Consider the following 12,603-nt stretch of genomic DNA (forward strand, 5'->3'; position numbering starts at 1 on the left):
CAATTGCTGTCAAAACGGACATGAATCCGATTTATTTTGTCTAAATAAAAAATCTCCGCTGCCGAAGCAACGGAAATTTTTCTAGATATTTATCTCTGTCAAAGCATTTAACGCACGTTCAGCCAATGTTTCATAGCGTAATTTTTTATCACGGATGCGTTCCGGCAAACTTGGAAATAACCCGAAATTTGCATTCATCGGTTGAAAATGTTTGCCTTCAGCGTGAGTGATGTAATATGCCATCGAGCCAATCGCCGTTTCACGAGGAAATTCAATCAGTTCTTCGCCTTTAGCTAATCGAGCCGCATTCAGGCCAGCAACTAATCCGCTGCCCGCACTTTCCACGTAGCCTTCTACACCAGTCATTTGACCAGCAAAGAATAGATCATCACGTTTCTTACTCTGATACGTAGAGCGCAAGAGTTCTGGCGAATTTATAAAACTGTTGCGATGCATAACTCCATAGCGCAAGAATTCCGCATTTTCCAAACCAGGAATCATCTGAAATACACGCTTTTGTTCGCCCCATTTCAAATGGGTTTGAAAACCAACAATGTTGTACATTGATGCAGCAGCGTTATCTTGACGCAACTGAATCACCGCATATGGGCGTTTACCCGTCTTAGGATCTTCCAATCCGACAGGTTTCATAGGTCCAAACAACATCGTTTTAATTCCGCGTTTAGCCATAACCTCAATCGGCATACAGCCTTCAAAGAATTTTTCCTTCTCAAATTCCTTTTGTGGAGCAACCTCGGCTGTGATCAGGGCTTCATAAAAGCGCATGAATTCTTCTTCGGTCATTGGACAATTCAAATACGCGGCTTCACCTTTGTCATAACGCGATTTCAAATACACTTTTTCACGATCAATCGTCGAACTATCTATGATCGGCGCTGCTGCATCATAAAAGTAAAACCCATGAGAGCCATTATAATCCGCAATTTGTTCCGCCAAAGCTTCCGAAGTTAAAGGACCAGTCGCAATAATGGTGATCCCCTCAGGAATCTTGGTGATTTCTTCTGAAATAACTTTTACCATTGGATGAGCTTTCAGTTTCTCCGTAATTCGCGCAGAGAAATTATTCCGGTCCACTGCAAGTGCACCGCCTGCAGGAACAGCCGTTTCATCCGCAGAGGCGATGACTAAAGAATTCAAGCGGCGCATCTCTTCCTTCAGAACGCCGACCGCATTCGTCAAATTATTTCCTCGTAAAGAGTTGCTGCAGACAAGCTCCGCAAAATCCGCTGTATGATGTGCTGGTGTTGATTTCACTGGACGCATCTCGTATAAATTTACAGGAACGCCTGCCTCTGCCAGTTGCCAAGCAGCCTCACTTCCGGCAAGACCCGCCCCGATAACATTCACTGTTTTTACCATCTATTCCTCACTTATAAACGTTATTTTTGTACAGCTTCTTCGTAATCTCCGTTGACACAGACGACTTGCTTACCGCCTTTGACTTTCTTCTCAACTAAATAACCGCCATCTTTCGGACATGTACGACCGATTGGTTTATCCCAAGAAGTAAAGTCACAATCTGGATAACGTGAGCAGCCATAGAACAAACGATTCTTTTTGGATTTCCGTTCAACAACTTGCCCTTTATGACAAACTGGACATTCTACGCCAATTTCTTTGATAATTGGCTTGGTATTGCGGCAATCTGGAAAATTACTACATGCATAGAATTTTCCATAACGACCCAATTTGATCACCATTGGATGTCCACAAACATCACAATCGAATCCTGCTGGCTCATCTTTAATTTGAATCTTTTCAATGCCTTCTTCGGCTTTTTCCAATTCAACTGCGAAAGGTTTGTAGAAACGATCAACAACCGTCGTCCATTCTTCCTTGCCTTCTTCAACCTTATCTAAATCATTTTCCATCTCAGCCGTAAAGTTGACATCAACGATTTGCGGGAAGAAATCAACGATCAAGGTATTGACAATTTCTCCAAGTTCGGTTGGTTCAAAACGACGTTGCGTTAATTTCACATAATAACGACGTTGGATCGTATCTAAAGTTGGAGCATAAGTTGAAGGTCGACCTACCCCATTTTCTTCTAGCGTTTTGATCAAGGTTGCTTCACTAAAACGAGCTGGCGGCTGAGTAAAGTGTTGTTTCGGTTCAATATTGACAGATTGCACGATTTCACCCTTTTCAAGCTCAGGCAAAATGTTCTCTTTGTCTTCTTTCCCATCGTCGCGGCCTTCAATATAGACTTGCATAAACCCTTTAAACTTGATTTTCGATCCATTGGCGATAAAGATCACACCATTTTGTTCAAGTGTCACTTTCATTGTATCAAGAATCGCCGCAGTCATTTGACTAGCAACAAAACGTGACCAGATCAAGGTATAAAGCTTTAATTGATCCTTGTCTAAATATTGCTTCATTTCATCCGGTGTCCGTTGCACACTGGTTGGACGAATAGCCTCATGAGCATCCTGTGCTCCCTGCGGATTTTTCGCTTTACGAGCATGATGTTGTGAATATTCCTTGCCGTATGTTTTTTCAATAAATTCTGCTGCCTCGGTTTTTGCTGTATCCGAAATCCGGGTAGAGTCTGTACGCATATAGGTGATCAGACCGACTGTTCCCTGTTTGCCAAGAGCGATCCCTTCGTACAATTGTTGCGCAACCATCATGGTTTTTCTTGTACGGAAATTCAACTTACGCGCAGATTCCTGTTGCATATTACTTGTAGTAAATGGCAATGCCGGATTACGTTTCCGTTCCTTTTTCTCAACCTTAGTTACTTCATAATCCTTGCCATCAATTCTTGATGTGATTTCTTTGACTGCTTCAGCATCGGGCAATTTTTTCTTTTTGCCGTCAACACCCCAGAAGTTGGCTTTGAATTTCTTGGTTTTCTTTTTGAAGTTTCCATCAATGCTCCAGTATTCTTCTGGCACAAAGTCACGAATTTCTTGTTCGCGATCAATGATCATTTTTAGAGCGATTGATTGAACCCGACCGGCACTTAAACCCTTTTTAATTTTTTTCCATAAAATCGGTGAAATGGAATAACCAACAAGGCGATCCAATGCGCGACGTGCTTGTTGCGCATCTACTAACGAAACATCGATTGAACGTGGTTCTTTAAAGGCAGCTTTGACAGCGTCTTTCGTAATTTCGTTAAAGACGACGCGGTTCTTATCCTTTAAATCTAATCCTAATAAATAAGCGAGGTGCCAAGCGATGGCTTCCCCTTCTCTATCCGGGTCACTTGCGAGATAGACTTTTTGCGCTTTTTTAGCCGCTTGCTTCAAGCTTTTGATGACATCGCCTTTTCCGCGAATCGAGATATAATGGGGTTCATAATTGTTTTCAACATCGATCCCCATCTTACTTTTTGGCAAGTCTCGCACGTGTCCAACACTTGCGACTACTTTATAATTTCTTCCCAAATATTTTTCAATTGTCTTTGCTTTTGCTGGTGATTCCACGATAACTAGGTATTTATAGGCCAAATGTTTTTGCCTCCTCAATTTTTTCTACTATTATATATCGGTAACTACTGACAAATCGTAGCCTATAATACGCTATTCAAATTTTGTTTGTCAAGTCAGGTCTAATGAATTTCCTTCCATAAATCATAAGAATCAAAGATATCTTGTGTTTTTTCTACACAGATTGCACCGTCTTGAATCAACTGATGACAGCCGCTTGACCGCCCATCTAAGATCGATCCAGGAACTGCAAAAACGTCTTTCCCATAGTCCAAAGCTTGTTGAGCAGTAATTAATGAGCCACTACGCCTTTTTGCTTCTACTACTAACACACCACTGCTTAATCCTGCGATAATCCGATTGCGCATTGGAAAGTGAAATTTCGCAGGAGTCGTACCATTTGGATATTCGCTTAAAACTAAATGATGTTGGCTCATCTCAATTTGTAAATTGCCACTAGTTTTAGGATAACAAATATCTAACCCAGTTCCAACCACACCGATCGTTTTTCCTTGGTTACTGATTGCAAATTGATGAGCAAAGCTATCAATACCTTTTGCTAAGCCGCTGACGATTACAAATCCTCGCTTCGTAATGTCTGGCATCAATTCCTGCAAAACATGATACCCATACTTTGTTGCATCGCGTGCGCCTACAACCGCTAGCATGTTGCGTTTTAACAGTTCCAGATTTCCCTTATAAAACAATACTAACGGTGGTGTTGGAACATGACGTAATATTTCTGGATAAGCCTCATCCTCGATCGTGATATATTGATGCGTTTGTTCGATTTCTTGTATTCGATCTTCGGTCCAATCATTCCAATCATTCTGTTTGGTAGATTGTGCTAATAATCGAACTTCTAAACTGTCAAAATCCCACCATTGATGTCTTTTAGCAAATTGATAAATTCGCTGCTTGCCAAATGCACCGATCCCTTTAGTTAAACTTAAACGTAAAAGAAATTTACTCTTCAAAAAAATCCCTCTTTTCAGTCTTTATCAAAAGATACAGAAAAAAGAAGGATCTTATTTTTTATTTATTTTTAATTGGCGCAAAAGTTTTGCGATGAATTGGTAAGATTCCTTGCTCATCAATAGCCTGTAAATGTTCTTTTGTGCCATAACCTGCGTTTTTAGCAAACCCATAGGCTGGATAGTTCTCCCCGTATTTCGCCATCCATTCATCTCGATATACTTTGGCAATGATACTCGCGGCGGCAATCGACACGGATCGAGCATCCCCTTTGATAATTTTCTCCTGTGGTAATCCATTGTCTAATACCATTGCATCAATCAACAGACAATCGGGCGCAATTTCTAATTGATCGATCGCCCGTTGCATTGCCACTTTAGTCGCTTGATAAATATTCAATTGGTCAATCTCTTCTGCCGTTGCCTCGCCGATACCGATAGCGCGAGCATTTTTTTTAATCTCCGTCACTAGTTCTTCGCGTTTGTTAGCGGAAAGCTGCTTTGAATCATTCAATCCTAAGATCGCATGTTCCTCATTCAAAATAACTGCAGCAGCAACCACTGGACCTGCCAGTGGACCACGACCGACTTCATCAATCCCGCAGATTGCCTTGAATCCGAGAGCTTTCTTCTCATTTTCAAAAACAGACATCGCCTGATATTTTTCGACTAATGCTGCTTGCTTATCCTGTTGTTTTTGCCATTGTGCTAGAGCCAACTGGACGCCTTTACGAGAATCTTGACGAAGTTTTGCTAAACGGGGATCATCTACAGAAGAGATCGTCATTAACTCAGCTTTGATTGCACTGATTGATTGTTTTTCCATTACTCGCTCAACTCCTCAAAACGATCCAATGTGAACCGGCCCAATTTGCCTTGGCGCAATTCAAGGATCAGCATCTCACTTGCCCGTTCATAATCATCTTTGAAGCCACGTTTATTAGAAATAAGCATCAATAACTCAGGTAACTCCATAAATAAATCGTCTTCAGACAATTTGTAACGTTCTTTTAATTTCTCAGGATAAAAACGACAAAATACCTCAAGCAGATAGAGAGCTAGATCATCCAGATGCAGAAGATCATCCTTGATCGCTCCCGTTAGTGCTAACTTTTTCCCGACTGCTGGATCTTCAAATTTTGGCCACAATATTCCTGGCGTATCCAATAATTCCAGCTGCGAACCAAAGCGCAGCCATTGCTGACCTTTTGTAACTCCAGGACGATTGCCTGTGCTAGCAATTTTTTTTCCTGCTAAATGATTAAGCAGAGTGGATTTCCCAACATTAGGAATCCCTAGAACCATCGCACGAATCGCACGAGTTTTTAATCCTCTTTCTTTATCACGAGCAATCTTATCAACTAATACTTTTTTACTTGCCGGAACGATCTGCTTCACGCTCCTATCATCCTTCGCGGTCAAAGCCAATACATGATGCCCTTGTTCGCGAAAATAATTGACCCACATATTTGTTTGATTGGGATCAGCTAAGTCCGATTTGTTCAATAAAACCAGACGCGGTTTTTGCTGCACAATTTGATCCAACATCGGATTACGAGAGGATAGTGGTAACCGAGCATCAATCAATTCAAACACAATATCAACAAATTTTAATTTTTCAGAGACTTCGCGTCTCGCTTTGGCCATATGGCCGGGGAACCATTGAATAGTCATATATGTAATTCCTCCTTGGAGCGTGTTATTAGGAAGCTATCTTATCAAAACGCAGTACTTAATTTCTGGGTTAAAAAACAGAAACACAAAATATGTTTTTATGATCCCAAGCGTTATTTTAAGATGCAACTAGTTTTCCAATAATCATTGACTTCTATTTCCACACGTTATTGTATCACAAGTTCATATTTTTTGTGCTTCTCTGCAAAATTCTTTTTCTGAGAATACTGCTTTTTCTTACTAATTTTGTGTAAACAGGATTCAACTCATTTTATCAAAAGAGCAGTCACAAGCTATGAATTATTTTTGTGACTGCTTCTACCATTTTATTTTTCTAAAAACTAAAACGTGTGTCTTCTTTAAAATTTTTTCTAGCAGGATTACCTTCGCAGCGATAGACCTGCTTGTTGTTCATGTCATAAATCGCGGACCAAACAGTATCCTTTCCTGTTTTACGATCGTATTGACACAGAAAACCATACTTACCGCCCAATAGCTGTTTTGACTCATCTAACCCCATCTTAGAGTAGTTGCCAGCCAAATGTTGATCTAACGTCTGATAACGTTCTTCTGCAAACCAATCATCAGCCACAGTTATTTTTTTCGAAAGCATCGCTGGCAAATGGAAACTATTCGTCGCACAGAGATAGCCCTGTTCTTCCAACGAAGATTGAACCAACTTATCATTTGTGAATTCAACTAGAGTAGCGTTTCCTGAAGAATCTGCCATTACTAGTGTCCCAGAAGAGCAGCGAGGAATATCCTCCAACAAATCAAGAGCTTCCTCTACTGTTTGACATTTCTCCAGCAGCATGCGCAGGATCATCCCGACATTCAGTCCTGGTTTAAGCGGGTCTGGAAAAACTGATGTCAGAGCAACAGCAAGTCCTGCTTGATTGACTCCATCTTCCATTTCTACAAATGCCGTCGTATTCCCAGAAAAACTATAGGATTCAGACTCTTTAAATGTGTATAAGCAGTTCATATATAGCTTTTCAATCTCTGTTAAAAAATCACTGTTGCGTCCAAGCAAAAAAGTCTGATTATTTTTGATTACAAAGCTCGAGCAATTCGTTATCCGGACTAGCGAATACATGGAAAAAAGAATGGCATATAACGTATCCGATTTAATTTGCTGTCCGTCTGCGATGCCATTGATTTCTTCTGTGATCTCCGGAAAGAATTTTTGATAGTGTGGTAAACATTGTTGAGCAAACTCCTCCATCTCTTTGGTGATTGCGAAGGGAATATTGTTAAGCAATTGTTTATCATTTTTTCTTAACAGCTCTCCCCATTTTTTTCCTATTTCGTAATGTGTCCCTTTTAACCTCGCATGATACATCATCTTATCTCCTTGATCTTCTATTAGGAGTCGACTTCCTACCTCAAGAGTAACGTAATAAAAATTTAATCGCAATTGAATAAAATGAGAACTATTCTCATTTTTTCAATTAATTTTCAACAAAAAAAGAAGATGAACAATTCATCTTCTTACGAAATGATCTTTATATGGGTCAATGGGTAATAGACTGCCTGAGCTTTACCTAAGATATCTTTACTTTCGACAGTCCCAAAAGATCGGCTGTCTTTTGAGATCCGCCGATTGTCACCTAGAACAAAGTATTCATTCTTCGGTAATTTTTTTTGTCCAGTTAATTCGACTAATTGGAAATCCGTCGTATAGGGAGAAACTTGATGGTCATGACTGCGATTATTAGTCAAATAAGGCTCAGAGACTTCTTTACCATTAATATAAAGCTGGTCTTTTTCATATCGAATTTCATCTCCCGGCAATCCAATCACTCGTTTGATATAAATCGTTCCATCCGGTTGCTGGAAAACGATCACATCAAAGCGTTTTACCCTACTGAATTTCTCCATCAGAATCATATCACCTTGTGTCAGCGTTTGATCCATTGAGTTGCCTGTTACAGGAACTGGAATCAATAGAAAGCCGCGAATCACTACACCAAAAAAGAGGGAAATCAACAGATATTTGACTCCTAGCCATAAGTGACTTTTGGTTAATATTTTTTTCAATTGCTTCCCTCCTTGCAAGCAAAGCAGCAGTAGTTTACTCAGATGTTTATTTTTTTAACGTTTCTACAGCCTTAGCATAGGCAACGTCATTACTCTTGACAAGTTCAAACACTTTCTCTTGTAAAACATCGACCGTTTTATCATCCAAGGCACCCGTTGCCGATAGATTATTCTCTGTTTGGATTTTTGCGACGGCATCTTTCGTTGCATCATTGAACAAATCTCCATCTGTTGGATAACCTAAAGCTTTTAACATCGTATTGATATTTTTAACAGCATCGCCAGAGTCTCCGATACGCCAGTTGGATTGCTTCGAGATCGGCGGGAGCTTGGCGTATTCTGGATAGTCTGCTTCGATTGTTGGTGTTACTCCTTTTCCTTCGACGGATGAACCGTCAGGAGCAAACCATTTCATGATCGTCAATTGCACATAATTATCTTTACCAATTGGACTAAGGCTTTGAACAGTACCTTTTCCAAATGTATTTACCCCAATTATCGGATAGTTTTTGTTTTTAACAGCTGCGGCCAGTAACTCTGCCCCATAAGAACTCTCCTGATCAACTAAAAACACAGTCGGTTCTTTAACTTTAAACCCTTGGTCGATTTTTTTACCGGCCTTATCAATTGAAATAACTTTTTCGTTATTTGAAAATTGTGCGATGGTGTCACCGTTTTCCAAAAAGTAACTTGCTACACGTTCCGCTTCAGCCATCAATCCTCCAGAGTTTTGACGAAGATCAATGACGAACGATTTAGCGCCATCTTTACGCAGCTGTTCAATGATTGTTCGAAATTCCAAGGCTGTCGTTTCCCGAAAGTTATCGATTTGGATCGAGCCAATTGATTGATCCTTTGAATCAAGGCTGCCCTTGACCGTATCCTCAGGAATAACATCTCGTTGCAAAGATACTTCAAATTGTTCATTACCTCGTTGAATCAATAATTTCACTTGTGTATCCTTCTTACCACGAATCATACTGGAAACTTGATCTAAGGATTTATCCTGAGTTTTCTTACCATCTACCTCAAGGATAATATCATTTGCCTTCAGTTTAGCTTTTTCAGCTGGAGAGTTTTTGACAGGCACTCGATCAATCACTGGCAAACGATTCTCCAGTTGCAGATTCGCTCCAATGCCTTCAAAGCTTCCAGCGACTTTAGCATTCAGTTCCTTCGTTTCCTTTGCAGTTAAAAATTCTGATTCAGGATCATTCAAGGATTCAGTCATCCCATTTAAAGCACCTTGAATCAACTGCTCCTTACTCACTTTATCAACATAATTTGTACTGATCAAATCATACAAATCTTGAACATCGTCTAGATCCGTGCGTGTGATTTTAACAACTGAGTCCTTATCCATTGCTTGTTTTTGTTCGATAAAATGTGTCACTACTGCTGTAATCACTATTGTACATAAAATCGATATAACAAAAATCGATACTGGTAACGTTTTTTTCTGCAAGGCGCATTTTCCTTTCACCCTTTTTTTCATGATAGCACGCTAGAAAAAAAAGGAAAAGCCTTCTTCAACTTTTCCTTTTTAATTATTTATTATTTTCTTGATACTTATCCCAAACCTGATCAAAAAGGTCCATCGAGTCTAAATAATCGACACTCAATTCTAGATAGTCCGTAATCTCATGATAATCCTCTGAATGTTTAGGAAACATGATGTCTTTTGCTACTTCACCAGCAAATGCCTCCACTGGATCATGCGGATTGTGACCACGCTGTGTCAAGATATAATGATAAAAACTTCTTCTCAATTATTTCACCTCGATGATTACTAGTGATTTGCTTGATCAATCATTTGCCTTTTTCTCTTTCGGTAAATACAAACTAAATTGGATGTCATCCCCGACTAAATCAATATGATTTGCTTTGATGAACATTCCGTTATTTAATTTGAACTCGTTCAGCTTCAACACAATGGTTTGCTCCTCTGCATCGATAGCGACCCACTTAGGTAATTTATATCCTCGTTTGATTGTAGCCATCACTTGACTGACTGGCAAATTTAACGATCCGATTGATAAATCCCGAGCTTTTAATTGAACATTGCCATTATCCATAACATAAGGATCAAAGTAAAGATAAAAATCCACCTTAGCTCCTAAGATTTTAAATTCACCCTTCAGCATTGCTTGATTTTCTAAATAAAACTCATACTTTATATCAGAACCTTTTTGAAAGTCATTTAAAAAGTATTCCATCACCGTGTTCAATTTTTTCTTGTTCGTGTTCATCGTCAATACAGGAGAACCTTTTGGTACCGTGGTCTCACTGCTTGGGGGCAGATTCGTTTCTCGTGCCGTAAAAATTCGGACTGTTGAAAAAATGATCCCTCCTAAGATGATGCCGATCAATACAAGAAAAGCCACTTTCCAGCCATTAATTTTGTTCTTCACCTTACTAGCTCTGCTTGTTTCTGCTCTTGGTTCAGTTTCCTTATTTTCTTCCTTTTCTTCCATTAATTGTTCTCCTTTAATAACCATAAATCCTTCGTTTCGACTATTTTATCCTGAATCGCTGTCGCCATCAGCTGGTAACCCAAATTATTCGGGTGGAAGTTATCTTCGTCATACAATGCATTGTTTTTCACTTCAGAACTGGAGCTCTCAGTCGTCTGCACACTGTCTTTTGTAGCGATTCCCTTATACAACAAGTCATTGATGGGAACAAAGAAACAATTCGACCTCTCTTTTGTTAAGTCTTTAGTCTCGGTATTCCAATTATCAACGACTGTTTGCATCGCTTTGATATCAGGAAAATTCAAATAGTACGGATTATAGATTCCGACGACATAAATCGGTGCTTCTGTATTCAACTCTCGCATCTCAGCTAAAATGTCTGACACGCGTTCACCATATTTTTTGATTGAACGATCAAACTCTTCTGCACTTTTGGCGTTAAGGTTCTTTTGAAAGGCTTGAAAAAGATCATTTCCGCCAACAGTCATAGTGATTAGATCAGCACTTGCTAAACTATTTCGCAAATCTGAGTCTTTTTTCACCCGCTTTAGAATCTGGTCACTGCGCTCGCCAGAAACTCCATAGTTGTCTTTTTCAATTGAAGCCAGCTCATACTTTTGCTGTAAAGAATCTGTCACCAATGGGACATACCCACCACGCTTGGTTTCATCGCCAACACCCTCGGTCAGTGAATCACCTACCGCAACAAAATGAATCGAGCTCTTGTAATTTTGACGTTCATCTCGTACAACACGAATACGTGATTCGGCTTTAGGAATAGTCAAAAATAGAACAAGTAATGTTACAACCGCTGTCGCCAGTGGGATCAATATTGTTGAAAATCGTTTCATTCATCTACTCCTTCTTTATTTTAAACAAACTGCATAAATTTAAACTGACGACCCTCAGCAAAACATCGGGCTTGTTCAACTTTTTTGATAATAATCAACATAATTTAGCAAGTTCACCAAAAAGCATGTACATATTAGCTGATTCAGCCGAACTCGATAGAAACTCCTTTGCATATCTATAAATCGTCAAAATTTATGAGTGTTAAAAAAAGCGCCTCTATCGCTAGAGGCAGGTCAACTAATCTGTATAGTACATAATCGCAAACGCCCCAGGCCCAGTATGAGTAGCTACGATTGGATTCGTATGCAACACTGGAATATGCATATCAGGGAACATTTCTTGTAAAGCCTGTTTGGCTTCGTCAATAAAATCTAATTTACCGGCGTATGAGATACCAATTTGTTTGACATTAACTTTCGCTAGTTCGTCCTTAAATGCAGCGAACCATTTACTGAATGTTTTTTTACCGCGACCTTTAGTAATTGGAAGCAACTCTCCATTCTCAAGCTCCATCACAATACGCATGTTCAATACACTGGAAATCACTCCTGCGACACGACTAATACGTCCGCCCTTCACTAGATTGTCAAGCGAAGAAATACCGATAAATAATTTACTATGGTTTTTAACATTTTCTACACCAGCTAACACTTCGTCTAAAGAAGCACCTGATTGAGCTAATTTGGCTGCCTCAATTACTTGAAAAGCTTGAGACTGATCGATGAAGCCGCAATCGATTACAGTGACGTTACTGCTACTTAAAAAAGTCGCTTGCCTTGCAGCTTCAGCAGTTCCACTCAAGGTATGAGACATATGGATTGAAACGATCGGACTCCCATCTTTTCCAAGTTCATCATATAACTCCGCAAAATAGCCGATCGGTGGCTGGCTAGTTTTTGGCAGATTGTTGGCTTGTGCCATCATCTCCATGAATCGCTCTCCTGTCAACTCGTCATCGTCAGGATAAACCACATCATCGATCATCACTGATAACGGAATCACAGTAATATTTAATTCATCTCGCATAGATTTTTCAATCGTACAAGAGGAGTCGGTTACAATTTTAACATTTGGCATTCTGATCCTTCTTTCCATACCTAGTATCAAATTAATTTTAGTATATCAAAACTG

At 39.7% G+C, this 12,603-nt stretch carries 12 protein-coding genes; all 12 read right to left on the reverse strand.

Going from position 1 to position 12,603, the window contains the following annotated elements; genetic code table 11:
• Positions 1-81 precede the first annotated feature (81 nt).
• The 12 genes from trmFO to AC4J95_RS15685 all read right to left on the reverse strand — a co-directional run bounded on the left by trmFO (position 82) and on the right by AC4J95_RS15685 (position 12,549).
• Complete coding sequence (gene trmFO / locus AC4J95_RS15630) at positions 82-1,380, reverse strand: FADH(2)-oxidizing methylenetetrahydrofolate--tRNA-(uracil(54)-C(5))-methyltransferase TrmFO (protein WP_494550664.1); 1,299 nt, start codon at positions 1,378-1,380, stop codon at positions 82-84.
• Between the two features lie 20 nt (positions 1,381-1,400).
• Entirely contained in the window at positions 1,401-3,479 is a 2,079-nt protein-coding gene (gene topA, locus AC4J95_RS15635) for a type I DNA topoisomerase (protein ID WP_316401672.1), read from the reverse strand.
• Between the two features lie 101 nt (positions 3,480-3,580).
• Positions 3,581-4,435, reverse strand: coding sequence for a DNA-processing protein DprA (gene dprA, locus AC4J95_RS15640; RefSeq protein ID WP_316401673.1), 855 nt, complete (start codon positions 4,433-4,435; stop codon positions 3,581-3,583).
• A 58-nt stretch (positions 4,436-4,493) separates the two neighbouring features.
• Positions 4,494-5,258: a ribonuclease HII gene (rnhB, locus tag AC4J95_RS15645; RefSeq protein WP_494550665.1), complete on the reverse strand. Its 765-nt coding sequence runs from the start codon at positions 5,256-5,258 to the stop codon at positions 4,494-4,496.
• Positions 5,258-6,106, reverse strand: coding sequence for a ribosome biogenesis GTPase YlqF (gene ylqF / locus AC4J95_RS15650; RefSeq protein WP_494550666.1), 849 nt, complete (start codon positions 6,104-6,106; stop codon positions 5,258-5,260). The genes rnhB and ylqF overlap by 1 nt, the downstream gene beginning before the upstream one ends.
• Before the next feature lie 334 nt (positions 6,107-6,440).
• Positions 6,441-7,448 carry a C45 family autoproteolytic acyltransferase/hydrolase gene (locus AC4J95_RS15655; protein WP_494550667.1) on the reverse strand — a complete coding sequence of 336 codons (1,008 nt, stop codon included), beginning with the start codon at positions 7,446-7,448 and terminating at the stop codon, positions 6,441-6,443.
• Between the two features lie 149 nt (positions 7,449-7,597).
• On the reverse strand, positions 7,598-8,146 hold the full coding sequence (gene lepB, locus AC4J95_RS15660; protein ID WP_316401677.1) for a signal peptidase I: 549 nt from the start codon (positions 8,144-8,146) through the stop codon (positions 7,598-7,600).
• A gap of 46 nt (positions 8,147-8,192) precedes the next feature.
• Positions 8,193-9,611 (reverse strand): S41 family peptidase, encoded by a 1,419-nt coding sequence (locus AC4J95_RS15665; protein ID WP_494550668.1) that lies wholly within the window; start codon positions 9,609-9,611, stop codon positions 8,193-8,195.
• A gap of 82 nt (positions 9,612-9,693) precedes the next feature.
• The gene (locus tag AC4J95_RS15670) at positions 9,694-9,915 is read right to left on the reverse strand and encodes a YozE family protein (protein WP_494550669.1); all 222 of its coding nucleotides are present in this window, start codon (positions 9,913-9,915) and stop codon (positions 9,694-9,696) included.
• 36 nt (positions 9,916-9,951) lie between these two features.
• Positions 9,952-10,620, reverse strand: coding sequence for a YpmS family protein (locus AC4J95_RS15675; RefSeq protein WP_316401680.1), 669 nt, complete (start codon positions 10,618-10,620; stop codon positions 9,952-9,954).
• On the reverse strand, positions 10,620-11,471 hold the full coding sequence (locus AC4J95_RS15680; RefSeq protein ID WP_494550670.1) for an SGNH/GDSL hydrolase family protein: 852 nt from the start codon (positions 11,469-11,471) through the stop codon (positions 10,620-10,622). Before AC4J95_RS15680 ends, AC4J95_RS15675 begins: the two co-directional genes overlap by 1 nt.
• Before the next feature lie 238 nt (positions 11,472-11,709).
• Entirely contained in the window at positions 11,710-12,549 is an 840-nt protein-coding gene (locus tag AC4J95_RS15685; RefSeq protein ID WP_494550671.1) for a DegV family protein, read from the reverse strand.
• Between the last annotated feature and the right edge of the window lie 54 nt (positions 12,550-12,603).

This window comes from Enterococcus sp. GPZ-007, assembly GCF_059374735.1.

Excerpts from the sequence above, each read along its gene's own strand:
- AC4J95_RS15675 (WP_316401680.1), bottom strand. The coding sequence starts at position 10,620 with ATGGAAGAAAAGGAAGAAAATAAGGAAACTGAACCAAGAGCAGAAACA.
- rnhB (WP_494550665.1), bottom strand. The coding sequence starts at position 5,258 with ATGGAAAAACAATCAATCAGTGCAATCAAAGCTGAGTTAATGACGATC.
- trmFO (WP_494550664.1), bottom strand. The coding sequence starts at position 1,380 with ATGGTAAAAACAGTGAATGTTATCGGGGCGGGTCTTGCCGGAAGTGAG.
- AC4J95_RS15685 (WP_494550671.1), bottom strand. The coding sequence starts at position 12,549 with ATGCCAAATGTTAAAATTGTAACCGACTCCTCTTGTACGATTGAAAAA.
- AC4J95_RS15655 (WP_494550667.1), bottom strand. The coding sequence starts at position 7,448 with ATGTATCATGCGAGGTTAAAAGGGACACATTACGAAATAGGAAAAAAA.
- ylqF (WP_494550666.1), bottom strand. The coding sequence starts at position 6,106 with ATGACTATTCAATGGTTCCCCGGCCATATGGCCAAAGCGAGACGCGAA.
- AC4J95_RS15680 (WP_494550670.1), bottom strand. The coding sequence starts at position 11,471 with ATGAAACGATTTTCAACAATATTGATCCCACTGGCGACAGCGGTTGTA.